Here is an 18,753-nt window from a genome sequence, read left to right on the forward strand (position 1 = left end):
GGGCCTGTTGTTCAGCCCGCCTGCTTGAGGTCCTGGATCAGCGCATTGATGTCGCCGTTGCGCCGGTCGAGCATCGCGCCGATCTCGGTGCGTTCGCTCAGGCGCAGGCTGATGCCCTCGATGATCATGTCGAAGAACTTGTCCTGCCCGGACCGGTCCGAGACCAGAAAACTAACCTCGAAGGGCGACTCGCCGGGCAGATAGGCCGTCGATTTCACCTCGTGCCACGACTTGACCTGTGTCACGCCGTTCACCTCGATGCGCCCGCCCTTGAACTCGTTGAACCGCTTGCCGTATTTGCGCGCGACATAGCCACGAAACGCCTCCGTATAGGCGCGGATCTGCGCGCTGGAGGCCCGCCGGGCGTCGGCCCCGAGCGTGGATTGCGCAATGATGCTCACATCGGCATGGCGCGAGAAGATCTGTTCGAAATCGCGGATCATCGAGGATAACCCCTTGCCCGAGGCGATCACGCGGTTGATCTCGCTCACGACCTGATCGACGAGCGCGCGCGCGCGCGCCTCGGTCAGCGCATGCAGCGGCAGCGGTGCCAGCGCCGCGCCAGCGAGGGCGAGGCCGGAGACGACAAAGCGGCGGCGGGATGGGTTACTGGTCATAGGGATCCTCCAACGTGGGGGCAGCGGGTGCGATACTGTCATAGGGATCAGTATAGGTGCTCCCCTCGGTGCCGCCCAGTTCGAAGCGGCGATTTTGCAGGTAAATTGAACGCGACTGCGCGTAACTGTCCGCGCTCTCATAAAGAATCTGGTCGATCGTTTCCGAGAACTTGCTGCGCCGCGACAGGCCCGCCGCCACGCCCGCCCCAGTGATTACCAGATTCTCGGGGCTTTCGATCACATAGGACAGCGGATTGGTGAACAGATCGACAAAGATGCCGTAGGTGTCACGCGTAGTCGAGGGCCCGAGCAGCGGCAATTCGACATAGGCCCCTTCGCGTGCGCCCCAGACATGCAGGGTCTGGCCGAAATCGGTATTCGTGCCAGCGGGCATGCCCATTTCGCTGGCCGGATCGAACAGCCCGCCAAGGCCCACGGTCGTGTTTACAACAAACCGCGCGGTGTCCTGTATCGCGCCGCGCATGTTCAACTGCAGCACGTTGTTGACGATGTCGCTGGGCAGTGAGGTGTTGACCGCAAAGCGCACGATGGCGTTTTCGATATCGTCGGGAATCGCCGTGTCATAGCCCTTGGCCACCGGCCGCACGAGCCCGCGATCCAGACCTCGGTTGAACTCGTGTATCTTGCGGTTTTCCCGCTCATAGGGATCAAACGTCCCGCGCGAGGCCTGATCGGCCGTGGGCTGCGCGCAGGCGGCAAGCACAAGAACACCGCACAGCATACATGACTGGACGATACGACGGGTAACTATGGCGGGGATTGGCAGCACTGTAATATCCGCAGATTGAAGATGAGTCTTTGTTACATAATCGATTTCAGGAGCAAACCCACCATGCCGACACGTCACATCACGATGATGTGGCAGATTGGAGACAGCGGTCGCGACTCGGTCCATTTCCTGAACCACCCTACCCAATAGCCTAAGAGGCCGCGAATTGCGATCACATAAATCGGTGCGCCCCGGCATCGGCAAACGCGCGCAACTGCCTGCGGCAGCCTGATGATATCGCGGGCATTTTTGGATTTCCTTCCCGGGCAAGTGCCGCTAGCGTTCGGCGCAAACACATCACGGGAGAAAGTAACATGAGCCAGTTCGAGAAAAAGCTTGCCGAGATGGGCGTGACCCTTCCCGAGGCCCCGGCCCCCGCCGCCAATTACGTGCCCTACGTACAAGCGGGCGACATGCTCTATGTCTCGGGCCAGATCGCCAAGGACGGCGACACACTGCTCACCGGCAAGCTGGGGCATGACATGGATGTCGAGGCGGGGGCCGCCGCCGCAAAGGTCTGCGCGATCGCCCTTCTGGCACAGGTCAAGGCGGCCTGCGGCGGCGATCTCGACCGGCTGGTGCGGGTGGTGAAACTCACCGGTTTCGTCAATTCCACCGCCGATTTCACCCAGCAACCGGCGGTGATCAATGGCGCGTCGGATTTCATCGGCGATGCGTTGGGCGACGCGGGCAAGCACGCGCGCGCCGCCGTCTCGGCCCCCTCGCTGCCCTTCGGTGTCGCGGTCGAGATCGACGGGGTGTTCCAGATCAGATGAACGCATTGCCAGAGGTCTTTCGCCGCGTGCCGCTGGCGCATCGCGGCTTGCATGATGTTGAGGATGCCCGCCCCGAGAATTCGCGCGCCGGGATCACAGCGGCGATTGCGGCGGGCTACGGGATCGAGATCGACCTGCAACTCAGCCGCGACGGGCAGGCGATGGTGTTTCACGACTACGACCTTGGCCGCCTGACCGAGGCGACAGGCCCAGTGCGCCAGCGCGACGCCGCCGATCTGGGCGCCATACCGCTCAAGGGCGGCGCAGAGGGCATTCCCGGCCTGCCCGAAATCCTCGGCCTCGTGGCAGGGCGTGTGCCGCTCCTGATCGAGTTGAAAGACCAGCACGGCCAGATGGGCGAGACCTGCGGCACGCTGGAAACGGCCACGGCGCAGGCTCTTGCAGGCTATGCCGGGCCGGTGGCGGTGATGTCCTTCAACCCGCATATGGTGCTGCGAATGGCGGCGCTCGCCCCGGATATCCCGCGCGGCATCGTGACCTGCGGCTACACGCCCGAGGATTGGCCGCTGCTGCGCGCCGAAACCCGCGAGCAACTGCGCGCGGTGGCGGAGTATGGCCCGAGCGGGTCTGTTTTCGTCAGCCATGATGTGAACGATCTGGACAGTCCCCGGCTGGCCGAATTGCGCGGGGACGGGGCCGCGATCCTGTGCTGGACCGTGCGCAGCCCTGAGGTGGAGGCGCGCGCCCGGGCGGTCGCCCGTAACATCACCTTCGAGGGCTATCTGCCCGACATCCCGGCTTGATCCCCGCGACGCGCAGCCCAGATAGAACCGGGCACGGCACGGGGCCAAAAGCATGAGCGACAGCGAGATCACGATCAGCCTGCACGAGCGGATCGCCGATATCCCGGCGGCGGTCTGGGATGCCTGTGCCTGCCCAGAGGCCGCAGATGGCCGTCCCGAGGACCCTTTCACGACGCACCGTTTTCTCATGGCGCTGGAGGATAGCCGCTCGGTCGGCACCGGCAGCGGCTGGCATCCGCATTACCTGACCGCCGAGGCGGGCGGACAGGTGATCGCCTGCGCACCGCTCTACCTCAAATCCCACAGCCAGGGCGAATATATCTTCGACCACAACTGGGCGCATGCCTATGAGCGCGCGGGCGGGCGGTACTATCCGAAATTCCAGATGGCGGTGCCGTTCACGCCGGTGACCGGGCGGCGCTTTCTCACCCGGCCAGGATATGAGGCGGCGGGGCGCGCGGCGCTGATCGAAGGGGCCAGCCAGGTGGCCGAACGAAATGGGATTTCCTCGCTGCATGTCACTTTCTGTACCGAGGCGGAGGCCGAGGCAGGTGCAGCCCTTGGCCTGATGCCCCGCCGCACGCAGCAATATCACTGGATCAATCGCGGCTACGAGGGTTTCGACGCCTTTCTGGCCGATCTGTCCTCGCGCAAGCGCAAGACCATCCGCAAGGAACGCGCCCGTGCGCAAGCTTTCGGCGGCGAGATAGTGGCGCTGACCGGCGATCAGATCCGGCCCGAGCATTGGGACGCGATCTGGACCTTCTACCAAGACACCGGCGCACGCAAATGGGGCACGCCCTACCTCACCCGCCGTTTTTTCGAGCGCGCGCATGAGACCCTGCGCGACGATATCCTGCTGGTGCTGGCGCTGCGCGGCGGGCAGCCGGTGGCGGGCGCGATGAACCTGATCGGCGCGTCGGCATTATATGGCCGCTACTGGGGCTGCATCGAGGATCACCCCTGCCTGCATTTCGAACTCTGTTACTATCAGGCCATGGAATTCGCCATTGATCACGGATTGCAAAGGGTAGAGGCTGGCGCACAGGGCGAACACAAGCTGGCGCGCGGCTATTTGCCTGTGGCCACGCACTCGCTGCACTGGCTGCGCGACCCGGGCTTTGCCGAGGCCGTCGCGCAATATCTGGAGGCCGAACGCGCCGCCGTGGACGAGGATATCGAGATCCTCACCGGCTATGGCCCGTTCCGAAAAACCACGATGGAGGATCAAGAATGAGCGACAAGCTGAGCGATACCGCGCGCAAGACGACGCTGGAGCCGCTGCTGGAAAACGGCTGGAGCATGGTCGAGGGGCGCGACGCGATCCACAAGGAATTCAAGTTCGGGGATTTCACCGAGGCCTTCGGCTTCATGACCCGCGCCGCGATCTGGGCCGAGAAATGGAATCACCACCCGGAATGGTTCAACGTCTACAACAAGGTTCAGATCACACTGACAACGCATGACGTGGATGGCCTCAGTTCGCTCGACGTCAAGCTTGCGCGCAAGTTTGACGGGCTCGTGGGCTGAGCCGTCGCGTTCCGAGTATTTGGGCCATAAAGAAACAGGCGTTGTTTCTTCTGGCCGCAAATGTCCCGGAACGTGCGAGGGGCCTTACCCCTCGCACCCGGTGTCAGGGTCAGATTTCAGCCAGTAGTGATTCGCCCGCTGTCACTTCGCAGGTGCCGGGGCTTTCCTCGACATGCAGCACCTTGACGGTGCCGTCCTCGACATACATCGCATAGCGCTTTGAGCGCGCCAGCAGGCCCGCTGGTGGCGCGTCGAACTCCATCCCGATCGCCTTGGTAAAGGCGCTTTGCGGGTCGCCCAGAAGGTTGATGCCCGCCTCGGTTGCGCCGGTGGCCTCGCCCCAGGCCTTCATCACGAAGGGATCGTTGACGCTGATGCAGATGATCTCGTCCACGCCCTTGGCGTCGAACTGGTCCTTGGTGCGGATGAAGCTGGGGACATGTGCGGCCGAACAGGTCGGCGTGTAGGCGCCGGGCACGGCGAAGATCACCACCTTGCGGCCTGCGGTCCTGGCGCTCAGCGCCACCTCTTCGGGGCCATTCTCGCCCAATGTCAGCAGGGTCGCGTCGGGCAGTTTGTCGCCAGTGGAAAGGGTCATGGTCGCTCCTTGTCGTTCCGATGGATTGCGTGTGGATGTAGATATAGGCGGATGGTAGGCAGGTGACCACGGGAAACTCGGGAGATCAAGATGGCAGGTGTCGTTGTGGTGGGGGCAGGGCAGGCGGGCGCCGCTCTTGTGGCGAAGCTGCGAAATGATGGTTACGACAGCCAGGTGACCCTGATCGGAGAGGAGCCGGTGCCGCCCTATCAGCGCCCGCCCCTGTCCAAGAAATATCTGCTGGGCGATATGGCGCTGGAGCGGCTCTATCTGCGGCCCGAAAGCTATTACGCAGAGGCCGGGATCGACTTGCGCACCGGCCTGCGCGTGACCGGCATCGACCGGGCGGCGCAGGAGGTGGTGATGGGCGAGAAACGGCTCGGCTACGAGCACCTCGTGCTGGCCACCGGCTCGCTGCCGCGCCGTCTGCCCGCTGCAATCGGTGGCGATCTGGGCGGCGTCCACGTGGTACGTACCCTCGCGGATGTGGACGCGATGGCGCCGGGATTTCAGCCGGGCGCAAAGGTGCTCATCGTCGGCGGCGGCTATATCGGGCTCGAGGCGGCGGCGGTGGCGGCCTCGCGCGGCATGCAGGTGGTTCTGGTCGAGATGGCTGAGCGCATCCTGCAACGGGTGGCAGCAAAGGAGACCTCGGATTACTTTCGCGCGCTGCATACCCGCCACGGCGTAGATATCCGCGAGGGCGTGGGGCTGGAGCGGCTTTTTGGCGACGGCCATGTCAGCAGCGCGCGGCTCTCGGACGGGTCTGATCTGGACGTGGACATGGTGATCGTCGGCGTCGGCATCGCGCCGGACACAAGGCTTGCCGAGGCGGCCGGGCTTGAGACCTGCAACGGCATCGCCGTCGATGCGCAGGGCCGCACCTCGGACCGGGCGATCTGGGCGGTGGGCGATTGCGCGTCCTTCCCGCATCAGGGCGGACGGCTGCGGCTGGAAAGCGTGCCCAATGCCATCGACATGGGCGAGTGCGTGGCGGGCAATATCATGGGCCGCGCGCAGGATTACGTGCCGCAGCCATGGTTCTGGTCGGATCAATACGATGTGAAGTTGCAGATCGCCGGGCTCAGCACCGGTTATGACCGGATCGTCATCCGCGACGGGGGGCCAGCGGTGTCGTTCTGGTATTACAAGGGCGATCAATTGCTGGCCGTGGACGCGATGAACGACCCGCGCGCCTACATGGTCGGCAAGCGCCTGATCGACGCTGGTAAATCCGCCGACCCGGTGCTGGTGGCCGATGCCGGCGCCGATCTCAAACCGCTCTTGAAACCGTGAGGATCATCGGCGGCGCGCATCGCGGGCGGGCGCTCGCCAGTGTCGGCAAGGGCGATGCGGCGGCGCATCTGCGCCCCACCTCCGACCGGGTGCGCGAGAGCCTCTTCAACGTGCTGGCGGGCGGCTATGGCGATCCGGTGACGGGGGCGCATGTGCTTGATATCTTCGCGGGCACCGGAGCCCTCGGGCTCGAGGCGCTGTCGCGCGGGGCCGAGGGGGTGAGCTTCATCGAGAGCGGGCGCAAGGCGCTTTCGCTCCTTCGGCAGAATATCGGGCTCTGCCGGGCAGAGGCGGCGTGCCGGGTGTTTGCGGCCGACGCGCGCAAACCGGGGGCCAATCCCGGCCTGTCGCATGACCTGGTGTTCCTTGATCCGCCCTATGGCAAGGCGCTGGGTGAGGCGGCGCTGGCGGCGGCATTGTCCGGGGGATGGGTGTCCGAGGTGGCGCTGATCGTCTGGGAGGAAAGCGCCGCGATCACCCCGCCCGATGGCCTGCGCCTGATCGAAGAGCGGCGCTATGGCGACACGATGATCCGGTTTTTGGAGCGGGGATAGGCGAGGGTTCAGACGGCGGTTTTGGCCTTGAACTGCCGTTGCCGCATCCCGCGCGAAACGCACCGAAGGTGCCGCGCGATCGCCGGGCCGTCCCGCGGCCTGGCGATTTGATAGCTTGCGCAACGTGTTGAGTTTAGAATGGCTTGGCTGGGATAAAGTGCGGGCAATAACCGTTGCATCGCCAGTCCCCGGCCCTGCGATCACGCAACACCTTCTGGCGGGGTGCTATGACCGCTCCAGGCCAACAGCCCCCACCTCACCCCTTCATCAACTCCGGCAGATCCCCCGTCAGCCCCGCCGCCTCGCGGATGAAGCCCCGGCGCAGCCCCGGCATCTGGTTGATCGCCCCCATCCCGAGATCACGCGCCGCGCGCAGAACTGGATTGTCGTTGGAGAACAGCCGGTTGGTGAGGTCCGTCGCCATCGCCAGTGTCGCGGTATCGAACCGCCGCCATTGCTGATAGCGGGCGAGAACGTCGGCGGCGGCGATATCCTCACCCCGGCGGCTGGCCTCGGTCATCACCTGCGCAAGAGCCGCCACATCCCGCAGCCCGGCGTTCAGCCCCTGACCCGCGATCGGGTGCATCCCGTGGGCGGCGTCGCCAATCAGGGCGAGCCGGTCCGCGATAAAGCTGTTCGCCACCGTCAGGCTGAGCGGATAGGTGTAGCGCTTGCCGCGTAGCTTGATTCCGCCGAGGAAATCACCGAATCGGGGCCGCAGCAGCTCCATGAACTCGGCATCCGGCAGCGCGGCGAAGCGTGCGGCGGTGGCGTCTGTCTCGCTCCAAACGATAGAGCTGACATTCCCCGGCAGCGGCAGAATGGCGAGCGGGCCTGGCGGCATGAAGAACTGATGCGCGATGCCGTGATGCGGCAGGTCATGTTCAATGGCCGCGACAAGCGCGGTCTGACCATAACCCCACCCGGTGCGCCTGATGTCTGCCCGCGCGGCGGTGCCCGAGCCGCGCCCATCGGCCCCGATGAGCACGCGCCCGGCAAGCACCTTGCCCGACGCAAGCGTGACAGAGACGCCGGTCGCCCCCGCCTCCTGCGCCGTCACCGTGTCACTGGATACCTGCGCAATCAGCGGCTCCTCGGCCATCGCCTCGATCAGTGCGCGGCGCAGGAAGCGGTCTTCGAGCATGTGGCCCATCGGGCCTTCCTCGATCTCGGCATGGTCGAAATGCAGAAAGAACGGCGAGGGCCCTTCGCCTGCGCGCCCGTCCGAGACCTTGATTTCCAGCATCGGTTGCGCGTTCTCCGCCACCCGCTCCCAGAGGCCAAGATTGCGCAACAGCCGCACCGAGGCCAGCGCAAGCGCGTAGGACCGCCCATCGAACGTGGCGTTCTTGCGGGTGGGTTCGGGCAGGGCGTCGATCACTGTCGAGGAAAGCCCCGCCTGTGCCGCGGCAAGCGCCAGCGCCGGGCCATTCAGGCCCCCGCCGACGATCAGGATATCGCTGTCATGTTCCATGACCCTCAATATGTCCGTGCGTGCGGGATTGTCCATGCGCCGCTCTGCCGCTAGCACTGTTTTGAGCATAACCACAGGGGACGGCACGATGCAGGACTGGCTGAGACTGACGGCGGGCGATCTTGGACGCGGCATTGGCCGGGGCGAAATCGACCCCGAGGCGCTCTGCGATACCTACCTTTCCGCGATCAGCGCCCATCCGTTGCGCGACCGCATCTACAGCGCCGTCACCGAGACCCGCGCCCGCGCCGAGGCGGCCGCGGCGTCCGCCCGGGCCAAGGCCGGGCAGCGGCTTGGGCCGCTCGATGGCGTGCCGGTCAGCTGGAAGGACCTCTTCGACAGCGCGGGCGTGGCGACCGAGGCGGGATCAGCCCTGCTCAAGGGCCGCGTGCCCGGGCACGATGCCGAGGTTCTGCGCAATGGCACGGCGGCGGGGCTCGTCAGCCTCGGCAAGACCCATATGAGCGAGCTGGCCTTTTCCGGTCTGGGCCTCAATCCGGTGACCGCAACACCGCCCTGCGTGAACAACGCGGACGCAGTGCCCGGCGGCTCGTCCTCCGGGGCGGCGTCCAGCGTGGCCTTCGATCTGGCGGCCTGCGGAATCGGGTCCGATACCGGCGGCTCGGTGCGCATTCCTGCGGCCTGGAACGATCTGGTGGGCCTCAAGACCACCTCGGGCCGCGTCTCGCTGCAAGGCGTGGTGCCGCTCTGCCTGCGATTCGATACCGTGGGCCCGCTGGCGCGCTCGGTCGAGGATGCTGCCCTGATGCTCGCGGCGCTCGAAGGCGGCAAGGCGGCGGATTTGCGCGGTGCGTCGCTCTCGGGGATGCGCTTTGCCGCGCTGCAAACCGTGGTGATGGACGATATACGGTCGGAACCCGAGGCGGGCTATGCCGCGGCCTGCGCGCGGCTGCGCGACGCCGGTGCCGTGATCGAGGAGATCGAAGCCCCGGAAGTGGCCGAGGCTATGCCGCTCTCGCCCGCGCTCTTTTCCGGCGAAGCCTATGGGTTGTGGCGCGACGTGATCGAGGCCGACCCCGACAAGATGTTCGCCCCCATCCGCGAACGGTTCCGGGGCGGCAAGGCGATCTCGGCGGAGGATTACGTGGCGGGCTGGCACAGGCTCGAAGGGCTGCGCGCGGCGTGGCACGTGCGGGTGGCGGGCTATGACGCGGTGCTGATGCCAACCGCCCCGAACCTGCCCCCCGATCATGCCCGGCTGATGCAGGATGAAGACTATTACGTGACCGAAAACCTGCTGACCCTGCGCAACACCCGGGTCGGCAACCTGATGGGGCTCTGCGCCGTGACGCTGCCCACCGGCGTTGCGTCCTGCGGGATCATGCTCTGCGGCACACCGTTTCAGGAAGAGCGTTTGCTGCGGGTGGCAGCGGCGGCGGAAGCGGCGCTCGGGACTACGTGAGCGTTCGGTCGTTTTGTCCGCGAGGGTAGGGTTTGGTCTGAAGCGGACCTTTGCGCGGCAGACCCCGGCGCGGCTCACTGCAATGACAGTTCCAGACCAAACCCCACCCTCGCCATGTGAGGCTCTGACCGCCCCGGCGGCGCTCAGCCAGCCTTGAAATCAGCCGCGATCCGCAATTCGCGCATCGGGCGCACCAGCGCGATGCATTCGGCATAGATCGGATGCGCCTTGTAGGCCGCAAGCGCGTCTTCATCATCAAACTCGCCATACACCACGAGATCCACCCGCTCTTGCGAAATCGCATCGCTTTGCAGGTTGCGCCCGACTTCGAAATGGCTCGAATGCGGGATTTCGGCGAGCATCATCAGGCCCTCGCGGACGCGATCCACGTCCTCGGGATTGGCAGCGGAAAAGAAAACGATATGGCGGATCATGTCCTAGTCTTTCGAACGAGAGGCTTTTTCGGATAGGCCGGAGGTGCCCTGTCGGTGCGCCAGTTCGGCCATCACGTCATCTAGCGCGACACCGCGCGATTGCAGCATGACCAGCAAGTGAAAGAGCACATCCGCCGCCTCGGAGGTCAGACGCGCGCGGTCGCCCTTCACCGCCTCGATGATTGCCTCGACGGCCTCTTCGCCGAATTTCTCGGCGCATTTCTCGGGGCCCTTGGCGAGCAGCTTGGCGGTCCAGCTGCTGTCGGGATCGGCGCTCGCGCGGGCGGCGATGGTACGGGCCAGATCGTCGAGCGTCATGTAGCGAGCCTCATCGGAATACCTGCGGCAGCCATATGTGCCTTGGCCTCTGCAATGGTGTAGGCGCCGAAATGAAAGATTGAGGCGGCGAGCACGGCCGAGGCATGGCCCTCGGTCACACCCTCCACCAGATGATCGAGCGTGCCGACCCCACCGCTTGCGATCACCGGAATGTCCACCGCATCGGCGATGGCACAGGTGAGGGGCAGGTTGAATCCCGCTTTTGTCCCGTCGCGATCCATCGAGGTGAGCAGGATCTCGCCCGCGCCTTTCGCGGCGACAAGCCGTGCGAACTCCACAGCGTCAATCCCTGTGGGCTTGCGCCCGCCATGGGTGAAAATCTCCCACTTGCCGGGGTCGCCCCGGAGGGGCGCAGGGGTGCTCACGGTCTTGGCGTCGATCGCCACCACGATGCACTGGCTGCCGAACCGGTCGGCGGCGCGGGCGACCACATCCGGGTTGGCCACCGCCGCCGAGTTGAAGCTGACCTTGTCCGCCCCCGCCAGCAGCAGCGCGCGCACATCCTCCGGGCTGCGCACCCCGCCGCCCACGGTCAGTGGGATGAAACATTGCTCGGCGGTGCGGCACACCACGTCGAACATGGTGCCCCGGTTCTCATGCGTGGCGTGAATGTCGAGAAAACACAGCTCATCCGCACCCGCCGCATCATAGGCGCGCGCGGCATCGACCGGATCACCCGCGTCGCGCAGATCGACGAAATTCACGCCCTTGACCACGCGGCCATCGGCGACATCGAGACAGGGGATGATACGGGTCTTGAGCATATTGTCGCTGTTACAGGAATTTCACGGCGTTGTTTATGGGCTTTCAGGTCAAGATGCCAGAGGATGCAGCCATTATCTGTTTATGAATCGAGGGAGTTTACCATGAAGCGTTTTCTTGTCGCAGCCGCGATCACCCTGGCCGGGTTGCCTGCCTTGGCCAGCAATGACGATATCGTCAAGGTCAAGTCCTCCGGCGACGTGGCCACCACCATGGACCGGCTCGAGGCGGCGGTCACCGGCGCAGGGGCCAATGTCTTTGCCCGCGTCGATCACGCTGCGGGGGCGGCCTCGGTGGACATGGACCTGGCCCCGACACAGCTGCTGATCTTCGGCAATCCCAAGATCGGTACGCAAGCGATGCAGGACGATCCGGTAGCGGGGCTGTTCCTGCCGATGAAGGTACTGGTTTATCAAGATGGCGCAGGCCAGACGTGGCTCGCCTATGAAGATCCCAAGGAGATGTTCGACGATCTCTCGATCTCGGACGACGCGGAGTACCTCAAGATGATGAGTGGCGCGCTTGGCAAGCTGACGGGTAAAGCGGCGGGGCAGTAAGGCCCTCTGCCACGCTCAGGGTTTGAGCACGGCAAGCGCCGCCTTCAGGTCGAGCGCCCCGTCATAGAGCGCCCGGCCCGAAATCGCACCGTTCAGTGATGCGCCGCAATCGCGCAGCGCGATCAGATCGTCCAGCGACGACACCCCGCCCGAGGCGATGACCGGGATCGAGACCGCGCGGGCAAGTGCCGCCGTGGCCTCGACATTCGGCCCCTGCATCGCGCCGTCGCGGTTGATGTCGGTATAGATGATCGCGGCCACGCCCGCGTCCTCGAACGATTTCGCGAGGTCCGTGGCATCCACATCCGTCTCTTCGGCCCAGCCCTTGGTCGCGACCAGACCATTGCGCGCGTCGATGCCCACCGCCACCTGACCGGGAAAGGCGCGTGCGGCCTCGCGCACGAGGGCGGGGTTTTCAACCGCCACGGTGCCCAAGATCACCCGCGCCAGCCCCTTTGATAGCCACGCCTCGATCGTGGCCATGTCGCGGATGCCGCCGCCCAGCTGCGCGGGCACGCGGCACCGCTCCAGAATGGCCTCGACCGGGGCGGCATTGACGGGCGCACCGGCAAAGGCCCCGTTGAGATCGACCAGATGCAGCCAGTCGCAGCCCGCCTCGACAAATTCCATCGCCTGCGCCGCCGGGTCGTCGTTGAACACGGTGGCAGCACCCATGTCGCCGCGCAGCAGGCGCACGGCACTGCCGTCCTTGAGGTCGATGGCGGGGTAGAGGATCATGGGCCGGGCTCCGTGCAGGCTGTGACGGGTGCCCTTTGGCACGCACCCGCGCGAAATGCAACGCGACCCGACGTCAGACTTGATTTGACGCGCCCGGTTGGCTCAGGCTCTGATGCATATCTCAGGGAGGACGAGACATGCGTAAACTGGTTATGATAAGTGCGGCACTGAGCCTGATGGGCGGGATGGCGATGGCCGAGCCGCTTTTGGGCACGTGGCAGACGGCCAAGGATGACAACGGAAATTCCGGGCTGATCGAGGTCAAGCCCTGCGGCAATGCGCTCTGCGGTGAACTGGTAAAATCATTTGACGCCAATGGTCAGGAAACGGCGAGCGACAATATCGGGCGCAACATTATTTCTGAGACCGTGCCTGTGGGAGACGGCCAATACGAGGGTAAGGTCTATGCTCCGGATCGCGACAAGACCTACAATTCCAAGCTGGAACTGCAGGGAGACCGGCTCAAGGTCAGCGGCTGCGTGATGTTCATCTGCCGTGACGGGGGCACCTGGAAAAAGGTGCAATAAGCGGCGCGGTCGTTTTGGGCGGTGCTGTTTTGTCGGCCCGCCCTTTGCGTTAGCATGGCCCTATGACAGATCATTCCCTGCCCGATGCCGCCCCGCCCGCCGCCATCCTTGAAGCCGCGCTCTACGCCGATGATCTGGATGCGGCGGAGCGGTTTTACGGCGATGTGCTGGGGCTGGAGCGGATCGTTCGGGTGGATGCGCGGCATGTGTTCTACCGCGTGGGCGGCGGCGTTCTACTGATTTTCAGCCCATCCGAGACATGCAAACCGCCGGGCAACCCGGACCTGCCAGTGCCGCCCCATGGCGCACAGGGGTCGGGGCATTTCTGCTTTGCGGTGGAGGGTACGGCGCTCGACGATTGGTGCGCACGGCTGGCGGCGGCAGACGTGGAGATCGAGGCGGATTTCCACTGGCCAAACGGCGCGCGCTCGATCTATTTCCGCGATCCGGCAGGCAATTCTCTGGAGATGGCAGAGCCACGGCTGTGGGCGCGGTAGGCTGTAAGGTGGCGGGGTCCTGGCCTGAAGCTGCCGTTGTCGTGAGCCGCGCATCGACGGGCCGCGGTGCGGCGATCTAACGTCAGTTTTGTAGCGCTTTATCTCAGCCAAGCCCGAAAAACATCCGAGCGCAGAGCAGGTTGCAGCCAAATCGCCGTGCCGGGGGGCGGCCCGGCGATGCGCGGCGGCCTTCGGCCTTGATTCCGCGCATGAGTGAAGCGGTCAACGGCAGCAACAGGCCAATCAAGACATGCGTCTCTCAGCCGCCCGCCACCTCCGGTCCGAACACCGACCATCCGGTGCGCGCCGTCAGTCGTTCCATCGCCTCGGTGCCCAGCTTGGAGTTGCCGTAGTGATTGAGCCCCGGCGACCACACCGCCACCGACGCCACCCCCGGTACGATCGAGAGTATCCCGCCACCTACGCCGCTCTTGCCCGGCAGGCCCACACGAAAGGCATAATCGCCCGACCCGTCGTAATGCCCGCAGGTCATCATCAGCGCGTTGATCCGCCGGATGCGGGCCTGTGACACAAGGCGCGGCACTCCTGGGCCACCCACCAGAAAACGCCCGGCATCGGCCAGTTGCGCACAATTCAATTCCACCGCGCATTGGTGGAAATAGGTGCCCAGCGTCATCTCGGGCGGGTTGCTCAGGTTGCCATGCGACCGCAGGTAATGCGCCAGCGCCAGGTTGCGGTGGCCGGTCGCGGTTTCCGATGCGGCGACCCGGTCATTGATATGGATGGCCTCATCCCCCGCCGCCGCCCGGATGAACCGCAACAGCGCGCCAAGCGCCTCGCGCGGGCTGGCCCCTTCGAGCACGGCATCGGTGGTGACGATGGCACCTGCGTTGATGAACGGGTTGCGCGGACGGCCCTTTTCCAACTCCAGCAGCAGCATCGAATCGAACGCCTGCCCCGATGGCTCGCGCCCGACGCGCGTCCAGAGCCGGTCGCCCAGCCGACCAAGGGCCAGCGCCAGCATGAAGAGCTTGGACACCGACTGAATCGAAAAGGCCACGCCCGCATCGCCCGCTGTCAGGGTCGGCTGACCGGGGCGCGCGATGGCGATGGCAAACTGATCGGGGTCGATACAGGCCAGTTCGGGAATGTAATCAGCGACCTTGCCACGCTCAAGGCTGTCGCGTGCCTCCGCCGCGATCTCATCCAGAATGCCCTGCAACGGACCCGTGCCCATTCAGGGGGTCCAGGTCAGGAAATTGGCGATCAGGCGCAGCCCGGTGGCCTGGCTTTTCTCGGGGTGAAACTGCGTGCCGACGATGGTGTCGCGCCCGACAACGGCGGTCACCGGCGCGCCATACTCGGCATGGGCCAGCAGATGCGCCGGATCATCCACCCGGAAATGATAGGAATGGACGAAATAGGCGTGATCGCCGGTCGCGATCCCGTCGAAGATGGCATGCGGCTGGTCGATCACCAGATCGTTCCAGCCCATATGTGGCACCTTCAATGCCGGATCAGAGGGCGCGATATGCTCCACTGTGCCGCCGATCCAGTCAAAGCCGGGCGTCTCTTTGTATTCCATCCCGCGCGTGGCCAGCATCTGCATCCCGATGCAGATGCCCATGAACGGGCGACCGGCCCCGATCACCGCCTCCTCGATGGCCTCATAGACACCGCGATGATCGTAGAGTTCGGTGCGGCAGGCCGGAAACGCCCCGTCGCCCGGCAGCACGATGCGGTCCGCGCGACGTATCACCTCCGGATCGGAGGTGACGGCCACCTCACCGGCCCCGGTCTCGCGCGCCATGCGCTGAAACGCCTTTTCCGCCGAGTGCAGGTTGCCGCTCTCGTAATCGACGATGACGGTGGTCATGGATTACAGCGACCCCTTGGTCGACGGGATCGCATCCGATTTGCGCGCATCGCTTTCCAGCGCCTCGCGTAAGCTACGCGCTACCGCCTTGAATGCAGCCTCGGCCATGTGATGGCTGTTGATGCCCGCGAGCGCATCCACATGCAGCGTGATGCCGCCATGGGTGCTGAACGCCTGAAAGAATTCGCGCACCAGCTCCGTGTCGAACGTGCCGATCTTGGCCGTGGGCAGGTCCATGTTCCACACCAGATAGGGCCGCCCCGACAAATCGAGGGCGGCACGCACCAGCGCGTCATCCATCGGCAACAGGCACGCGCCATAACGGCGGATGCCGCGCTTGTCGCCAATGGCGTGGCTCAGCGCCTGCCCAAGCGCGATGCCCACATCCTCGACCGTGTGGTGATCGTCGACATGCAGATCGCCCGCGCAACGCACCGTCATGTCGATCAGCGAATGCCGCGCCAGCTGATCCAGCATGTGATCGAAAAAGCCGACACCGGTCTGATTGTCATAGAGGCCAGAGCCGTCGATGGCGATTTCGACGCTGATCTCGGTCTCTGCGGTCTTTCGCGTGATTGTGGCGTTGCGCATGGGGCCTCCGCTGATGCTTTGGCGCTCTATACTGCGGCTTGGTTCACAGGCCAAGAGGGAAGGCCACGACCGCCCCGGCGGATCGCCCCATATCTGTCTGGTCTGAGAGAGAAAATGGAGCGGGCGAGGCGATTCGAACGCCCGACCCTAACCTTGGCAAGGTTATGCTCTACCCCTGAGCTACGCCCGCATCCTTGGGTGAGCCGTGATCTATAAACTCTGGCGGTCGGCTGCAAGAGGAAAATTGCAGGGGTGGTGAATTTTTTGGGGGCGGGCCGGGGCCGGCTGCTGACGCAAACGTGTCTTTGGTTTTGCCGCAGGGTGACTAGGCTGCTGCGCTGTCGGGTGGGCCACGGGCCCGCCCCTGGCAACTAGAGGAGAACCACATGCCCGCCTATCTGATTGCGCAGGTCAAGATCACCGATGACGCCTGGGTGGCCGATTATGCGGCCTGCACCCACGAGATTGCCGCAAAGCATGGTGGGCGCTACCTGTTGCGCAGCGCCAATATCGAGACGATCGAGGGCGCGGCCCCGGATACCACGCTGATCGCGCTGATCGAGTTTCCCTCGGCGGATGCGGCGCGCGCCTTTGCCGAGGATGCCGAATATGCGCCGCTCGCACAGGCCCGGCAGGCCGGAAGCGAGGGGCATTTCTGGGTGATCGACGATACCGATGTGGCCGGTTCGATCCCGTATCTGCCGAAAGGGTAGGGGCGGGCAATGCTGGCGTTGAATGGACCTTAGATTGCAGCACCCGCGCGATACGCGGCCGAAGGCCGCCGCGCATCGTCATGCCAGAGGCATGCCTTTGGCATGACGCCGCCCCCCGGCACGGCGATTTGGCTGCAACCTGCTCTGCAATCGGATGTTTTTCGGACTTGGCTGATATAAAGCGCTACAAAACTGACGCCGGATCGCCGCACCGCAGCCCGTCGATGCGCGGCTCACGGCAACGGCAGCGACAGGCCAACTCTCCCCGCAGCCAGCCCATACTTTCCCCCGGTGCCCTGGGGAGAGGAGGGCACCGGGAGAGAACGGGCCGCCTCGTCTCAGAGGTTGCCGCGTGACAGCTCACCCGCGATATGATCCGCCTGCCGGATAGCAAGCGCCACGATCGTCAGCGTCGGGTTCTCCGCCGCCCCGGTGGTGAATTGCGACCCGTCCGAGACAAAGAGGTTGGGAATGTCATGGGTCTGACCCCATTTGTTCACCACCCCGTCGCGCGGGTTCTCGGACATCCGGTTGGTCCCGAGGTTATGCGTCGACGGATAGGGCGGCGTCGGCAGCGTGCGCGTGGCCCCCACCGCATCGTAGATCGCCGCCCCTCGCGCATAGGCGTGGTTGCGCATCGCGATATCATTGGGGTGATCGTCGAAATGCACATTCGCCACCGGCAGGCCGTACTGGTCCTTGACCTCGTGGTTGAGGGTGACGCGGTTGGTCTCCTGCGGCATGTCCTCGCCCACGATCCACATCCCCGCCATGTTCTCGTAGGAATCGAGCGCGGTGGTGAATTCGCGCCCCCACCCGCCGGGATCGAGAAACGCGGCCATGAAGGGCAGCCCAAGTGCCAGCGTTTCCAACTCATAGCCGCCCACGAACCCGCGCGAGGGATCGTGCCGAGATTCGTCCTGGATGATGCCCGCCATCGTGGTGCCACGCCACATCTTCACCGGCTTGTCGAAGATGCCGTAAACCGAGCCGGTCATGTGCCGCATGTAGTTGCGCCCGACCTGTCCCGAGGAATTGGCAAGCCCGTCAGGGAACATCGTTGAGGCGGAATTGAGCAGTATGCGGGGCGACTCGAAACTGTTGCCCGCCACGCAGACCGCGCGCGCCTTTTGCATCTGCAGGTTGCCGTCGGCGTCGAAATACTCGACCCCCGTCACCTTGCCTCCATCATCGTGCAGGATGCGCGCCACATGCGCCTTTTCGCGCACTTCGAGATTGCCCGTCGCCTCGCCGCGCGGGATATCCGTGTAGGCCGCCGACCATTTCGCACCCCATTTGCAGCCCTGAAAGCAGAACCCCGTCTGCTGGCAAGCCATGCGCCCGTCATATTCCTCGGAATTGATCGCCATGCGCCCGGTATGGACTTCCTTGTAGCCAAGCGCCTTGGCCCCGGCCTCGAACACCTTGTAATTGTTGCAGCCCGGCAGGCCGGGCATGTCGTTGGTGCGGGTCACGCCCAGCTTTTTCTCGGCCTTGTCATACCACGGCGCCATTTCCGCGCCATCGATGGGCCAGTCGAGCAGATTGGCGCCCTGCACTGGGCCGTAATTGGTCTTGGCCTTCCATTCATGCTCCTGAAACCGGATCGAGGCCCCGGCCCAATGGGTCGTGGTGCCGCCCACGGCCTTGACGATCCATGCGGGTAGCCCCGAAAAATCCCGTGCCACGCGCCAGTCGCCGCTTGTGGTGCGCGGGTCGAGCCAAGCCAACTGCCCGAAACTATCCCACTCGTCGTTGACGTAATCCTCGGGCAGGTAGCGCCCGCCCGCTTCCAGCGCCACCACGGACACGCCGCGTTGCGCCAACTCGTTCGACAGCACGCCGCCGCCCGCGCCGGTGCCGATGACGACGATCACAGAGTCGTCGTTCAGATCAAAAGGTGCAGCCATAGTTGGGTCCTCCTCAGTTGGCTATG

General features: G+C 64.8%; 23 protein-coding genes and 1 tRNA gene. 11 read left to right on the forward strand and 13 right to left on the reverse strand.

Going from position 1 to position 18,753, the window contains the following annotated elements; all coding sequences use genetic code 11:
* Positions 1 to 11: 11 nt before the first annotated feature.
* The gene (locus PVU19_RS03890) at positions 12 to 617 is read right to left on the reverse strand and encodes an MlaC/ttg2D family ABC transporter substrate-binding protein (protein ID WP_050664348.1); all 606 of its coding nucleotides are present in this window, start codon (positions 615 to 617) and stop codon (positions 12 to 14) included.
* Positions 607 to 1,359 (reverse strand): MlaA family lipoprotein, encoded by a 753-nt coding sequence (locus PVU19_RS03895; RefSeq protein ID WP_082238013.1) that lies wholly within the window; start codon positions 1,357 to 1,359, stop codon positions 607 to 609. Before PVU19_RS03895 ends, PVU19_RS03890 begins: the two co-directional genes overlap by 11 nt.
* Positions 1,360 to 1,721: 362 nt before the next feature.
* On the opposite strand from PVU19_RS03895, the gene PVU19_RS03900 reads away from it, so the two are divergent.
* The 4 genes from PVU19_RS03900 to PVU19_RS03915 are packed head-to-tail and all read left to right on the forward strand — an operon-like array spanning position 1,722 to position 4,477.
* Positions 1,722 to 2,183, forward strand: a complete 462-nt coding sequence (locus tag PVU19_RS03900) for a RidA family protein (protein ID WP_050664349.1) — start codon at positions 1,722 to 1,724, stop codon at positions 2,181 to 2,183.
* The gene (locus tag PVU19_RS03905; RefSeq protein WP_050664350.1) at positions 2,180 to 2,947 is read left to right on the forward strand and encodes a glycerophosphodiester phosphodiesterase family protein; all 768 of its coding nucleotides are present in this window, start codon (positions 2,180 to 2,182) and stop codon (positions 2,945 to 2,947) included. The genes PVU19_RS03900 and PVU19_RS03905 overlap by 4 nt, the downstream gene beginning before the upstream one ends.
* 52 nt (positions 2,948 to 2,999) lie before the next feature.
* Positions 3,000 to 4,184, forward strand: coding sequence for a GNAT family N-acetyltransferase (locus tag PVU19_RS03910; protein ID WP_050664351.1), 1,185 nt, complete (start codon positions 3,000 to 3,002; stop codon positions 4,182 to 4,184).
* Entirely contained in the window at positions 4,181 to 4,477 is a 297-nt protein-coding gene (locus PVU19_RS03915; protein WP_050664352.1) for a 4a-hydroxytetrahydrobiopterin dehydratase, read from the forward strand. Before PVU19_RS03910 ends, PVU19_RS03915 begins: the two co-directional genes overlap by 4 nt.
* 109 nt (positions 4,478 to 4,586) lie before the next feature.
* Here PVU19_RS03915 and PVU19_RS03920 read toward each other — a convergent pair whose 3' ends face one another.
* Complete coding sequence (locus PVU19_RS03920) at positions 4,587 to 5,075, reverse strand: peroxiredoxin (RefSeq protein WP_050664353.1); 489 nt, start codon at positions 5,073 to 5,075, stop codon at positions 4,587 to 4,589.
* 90 nt (positions 5,076 to 5,165) lie between these two features.
* On the opposite strand from PVU19_RS03920, the gene PVU19_RS03925 reads away from it, so the two are divergent.
* A complete protein-coding gene (locus PVU19_RS03925; RefSeq protein ID WP_050664354.1) occupies positions 5,166 to 6,371 on the forward strand; it encodes an NAD(P)/FAD-dependent oxidoreductase in 1,206 nt (401 codons plus the stop codon).
* Positions 6,368 to 6,925 (forward strand): 16S rRNA (guanine(966)-N(2))-methyltransferase RsmD, encoded by a 558-nt coding sequence (gene rsmD, locus PVU19_RS03930; protein ID WP_050664355.1) that lies wholly within the window; start codon positions 6,368 to 6,370, stop codon positions 6,923 to 6,925. The genes PVU19_RS03925 and rsmD overlap by 4 nt, the downstream gene beginning before the upstream one ends.
* Positions 6,926 to 7,181: 256 nt before the next feature.
* On the opposite strand, the gene PVU19_RS03935 is transcribed toward rsmD, so the two are convergent.
* Positions 7,182 to 8,435, reverse strand: coding sequence for an FAD-dependent monooxygenase (locus PVU19_RS03935; protein ID WP_050664425.1), 1,254 nt, complete (start codon positions 8,433 to 8,435; stop codon positions 7,182 to 7,184).
* A 52-nt stretch (positions 8,436 to 8,487) separates the two neighbouring features.
* Here PVU19_RS03935 and PVU19_RS03940 point away from each other — a divergent pair, with 52 nt between their 5' ends.
* Complete coding sequence (locus PVU19_RS03940; protein ID WP_050664424.1) at positions 8,488 to 9,822, forward strand: amidase; 1,335 nt, start codon at positions 8,488 to 8,490, stop codon at positions 9,820 to 9,822.
* Positions 9,823 to 9,965: 143 nt separating this feature from the next.
* Here the strand turns inward: PVU19_RS03940 and PVU19_RS03945 are convergent, their stop codons facing one another.
* Genes PVU19_RS03945 through hisF form a run of 3 tightly spaced genes read right to left on the reverse strand, consistent with a single transcriptional unit; the run spans position 9,966 to position 11,359 of the window.
* The gene (locus PVU19_RS03945) at positions 9,966 to 10,256 is read right to left on the reverse strand and encodes a Dabb family protein (RefSeq protein WP_050664423.1); all 291 of its coding nucleotides are present in this window, start codon (positions 10,254 to 10,256) and stop codon (positions 9,966 to 9,968) included.
* 3 nt (positions 10,257 to 10,259) lie between these two features.
* The gene (locus tag PVU19_RS03950) at positions 10,260 to 10,574 is read right to left on the reverse strand and encodes a phosphoribosyl-ATP diphosphatase (protein ID WP_050664422.1); all 315 of its coding nucleotides are present in this window, start codon (positions 10,572 to 10,574) and stop codon (positions 10,260 to 10,262) included.
* The gene (gene hisF / locus PVU19_RS03955) at positions 10,571 to 11,359 is read right to left on the reverse strand and encodes an imidazole glycerol phosphate synthase subunit HisF (RefSeq protein WP_050664421.1); all 789 of its coding nucleotides are present in this window, start codon (positions 11,357 to 11,359) and stop codon (positions 10,571 to 10,573) included. The genes PVU19_RS03950 and hisF overlap by 4 nt, the downstream gene beginning before the upstream one ends.
* Before the next feature lie 102 nt (positions 11,360 to 11,461).
* Between hisF and PVU19_RS03960 the strand changes: the two genes are divergently transcribed.
* The gene (locus PVU19_RS03960; RefSeq protein WP_050664420.1) at positions 11,462 to 11,914 is read left to right on the forward strand and encodes a DUF302 domain-containing protein; all 453 of its coding nucleotides are present in this window, start codon (positions 11,462 to 11,464) and stop codon (positions 11,912 to 11,914) included.
* Between the two features lie 15 nt (positions 11,915 to 11,929).
* Here PVU19_RS03960 and hisA read toward each other — a convergent pair whose 3' ends face one another.
* The gene (gene hisA / locus PVU19_RS03965) at positions 11,930 to 12,652 is read right to left on the reverse strand and encodes a 1-(5-phosphoribosyl)-5-[(5-phosphoribosylamino)methylideneamino]imidazole-4-carboxamide isomerase (RefSeq protein WP_050664419.1); all 723 of its coding nucleotides are present in this window, start codon (positions 12,650 to 12,652) and stop codon (positions 11,930 to 11,932) included.
* A 137-nt stretch (positions 12,653 to 12,789) separates the two neighbouring features.
* Between hisA and PVU19_RS03970 the strand changes: the two genes are divergently transcribed.
* Both PVU19_RS03970 and PVU19_RS03975 read left to right on the forward strand, forming a co-directional pair.
* The gene (locus PVU19_RS03970; RefSeq protein ID WP_050664418.1) at positions 12,790 to 13,179 is read left to right on the forward strand and encodes a DUF2147 domain-containing protein; all 390 of its coding nucleotides are present in this window, start codon (positions 12,790 to 12,792) and stop codon (positions 13,177 to 13,179) included.
* 62 nt (positions 13,180 to 13,241) lie between these two features.
* Positions 13,242 to 13,676 carry a VOC family protein gene (locus PVU19_RS03975; protein WP_050664417.1) on the forward strand — a complete coding sequence of 145 codons (435 nt, stop codon included), beginning with the start codon at positions 13,242 to 13,244 and terminating at the stop codon, positions 13,674 to 13,676.
* Positions 13,677 to 13,935: 259 nt separating this feature from the next.
* On the opposite strand, the gene PVU19_RS03980 is transcribed toward PVU19_RS03975, so the two are convergent.
* The 4 genes from PVU19_RS03980 to PVU19_RS03995 form a co-directional block, all read right to left on the reverse strand.
* A complete protein-coding gene (locus PVU19_RS03980; RefSeq protein ID WP_050663573.1) occupies positions 13,936 to 14,874 on the reverse strand; it encodes a glutaminase in 939 nt (312 codons plus the stop codon).
* Positions 14,875 to 15,513, reverse strand: coding sequence for an imidazole glycerol phosphate synthase subunit HisH (gene hisH / locus PVU19_RS03985; protein ID WP_050663574.1), 639 nt, complete (start codon positions 15,511 to 15,513; stop codon positions 14,875 to 14,877). It abuts the gene before it with no gap.
* Between the two features lie 3 nt (positions 15,514 to 15,516).
* Positions 15,517 to 16,104 (reverse strand): imidazoleglycerol-phosphate dehydratase HisB, encoded by a 588-nt coding sequence (gene hisB / locus PVU19_RS03990; RefSeq protein ID WP_050663575.1) that lies wholly within the window; start codon positions 16,102 to 16,104, stop codon positions 15,517 to 15,519.
* 115 nt (positions 16,105 to 16,219) lie between these two features.
* A tRNA-Gly gene (locus PVU19_RS03995) sits at positions 16,220 to 16,294 on the reverse strand.
* Positions 16,295 to 16,490: 196 nt separating this feature from the next.
* On the opposite strand from PVU19_RS03995, the gene PVU19_RS04000 reads away from it, so the two are divergent.
* Positions 16,491 to 16,817 (forward strand): DUF1330 domain-containing protein, encoded by a 327-nt coding sequence (locus PVU19_RS04000; protein WP_050663576.1) that lies wholly within the window; start codon positions 16,491 to 16,493, stop codon positions 16,815 to 16,817.
* 338 nt (positions 16,818 to 17,155) lie between these two features.
* Here the strand turns inward: PVU19_RS04000 and PVU19_RS04005 are convergent, their stop codons facing one another.
* Entirely contained in the window at positions 17,156 to 18,727 is a 1,572-nt protein-coding gene (locus PVU19_RS04005; RefSeq protein ID WP_050663577.1) for a GMC family oxidoreductase, read from the reverse strand.
* Positions 18,728 to 18,753 lie beyond the last annotated feature (26 nt).

This window comes from Roseovarius tolerans (assembly GCF_028885395.1).
GTDB lineage: Bacteria > Pseudomonadota > Alphaproteobacteria > Rhodobacterales > Rhodobacteraceae > Roseovarius > Roseovarius tolerans.

What these genes read in the sequence shown, in the direction of transcription:
- PVU19_RS03945 (WP_050664423.1), bottom strand. Translation starts at nt 10,256, where the DNA reads ATGATCCGCCATATCGTTTTCTTTTCCGCTGCCAATCCCGAGGACGTG.
- PVU19_RS03900 (WP_050664349.1), top strand. Translation starts at nt 1,722, where the DNA reads ATGAGCCAGTTCGAGAAAAAGCTTGCCGAGATGGGCGTGACCCTTCCC.
- hisH (WP_050663574.1), bottom strand. Translation starts at nt 15,513, where the DNA reads ATGACCACCGTCATCGTCGATTACGAGAGCGGCAACCTGCACTCGGCG.
- PVU19_RS03910 (WP_050664351.1), top strand. Translation starts at nt 3,000, where the DNA reads ATGAGCGACAGCGAGATCACGATCAGCCTGCACGAGCGGATCGCCGAT.
- hisB (WP_050663575.1), bottom strand. Translation starts at nt 16,104, where the DNA reads ATGCGCAACGCCACAATCACGCGAAAGACCGCAGAGACCGAGATCAGC.
- hisA (WP_050664419.1), bottom strand. Translation starts at nt 12,652, where the DNA reads ATGATCCTCTACCCCGCCATCGACCTCAAGGACGGCAGTGCCGTGCGC.
- PVU19_RS03915 (WP_050664352.1), top strand. Translation starts at nt 4,181, where the DNA reads ATGAGCGACAAGCTGAGCGATACCGCGCGCAAGACGACGCTGGAGCCG.
- PVU19_RS03940 (WP_050664424.1), top strand. Translation starts at nt 8,488, where the DNA reads ATGCAGGACTGGCTGAGACTGACGGCGGGCGATCTTGGACGCGGCATT.
- PVU19_RS04000 (WP_050663576.1), top strand. Translation starts at nt 16,491, where the DNA reads ATGCCCGCCTATCTGATTGCGCAGGTCAAGATCACCGATGACGCCTGG.
- PVU19_RS03980 (WP_050663573.1), bottom strand. Translation starts at nt 14,874, where the DNA reads ATGGGCACGGGTCCGTTGCAGGGCATTCTGGATGAGATCGCGGCGGAG.
- PVU19_RS03935 (WP_050664425.1), bottom strand. Translation starts at nt 8,435, where the DNA reads ATGGACAATCCCGCACGCACGGACATATTGAGGGTCATGGAACATGAC.
- PVU19_RS03970 (WP_050664418.1), top strand. Translation starts at nt 12,790, where the DNA reads ATGCGTAAACTGGTTATGATAAGTGCGGCACTGAGCCTGATGGGCGGG.
- PVU19_RS03920 (WP_050664353.1), bottom strand. Translation starts at nt 5,075, where the DNA reads ATGACCCTTTCCACTGGCGACAAACTGCCCGACGCGACCCTGCTGACA.
- PVU19_RS03890 (WP_050664348.1), bottom strand. Translation starts at nt 617, where the DNA reads ATGACCAGTAACCCATCCCGCCGCCGCTTTGTCGTCTCCGGCCTCGCC.
- PVU19_RS03895 (WP_082238013.1), bottom strand. Translation starts at nt 1,359, where the DNA reads ATGCTGTGCGGTGTTCTTGTGCTTGCCGCCTGCGCGCAGCCCACGGCC.
- PVU19_RS04005 (WP_050663577.1), bottom strand. Translation starts at nt 18,727, where the DNA reads ATGGCTGCACCTTTTGATCTGAACGACGACTCTGTGATCGTCGTCATC.
- PVU19_RS03960 (WP_050664420.1), top strand. Translation starts at nt 11,462, where the DNA reads ATGAAGCGTTTTCTTGTCGCAGCCGCGATCACCCTGGCCGGGTTGCCT.
- PVU19_RS03925 (WP_050664354.1), top strand. Translation starts at nt 5,166, where the DNA reads ATGGCAGGTGTCGTTGTGGTGGGGGCAGGGCAGGCGGGCGCCGCTCTT.
- PVU19_RS03905 (WP_050664350.1), top strand. Translation starts at nt 2,180, where the DNA reads ATGAACGCATTGCCAGAGGTCTTTCGCCGCGTGCCGCTGGCGCATCGC.
- PVU19_RS03950 (WP_050664422.1), bottom strand. Translation starts at nt 10,574, where the DNA reads ATGACGCTCGACGATCTGGCCCGTACCATCGCCGCCCGCGCGAGCGCC.
- PVU19_RS03975 (WP_050664417.1), top strand. Translation starts at nt 13,242, where the DNA reads ATGACAGATCATTCCCTGCCCGATGCCGCCCCGCCCGCCGCCATCCTT.
- hisF (WP_050664421.1), bottom strand. Translation starts at nt 11,359, where the DNA reads ATGCTCAAGACCCGTATCATCCCCTGTCTCGATGTCGCCGATGGCCGC.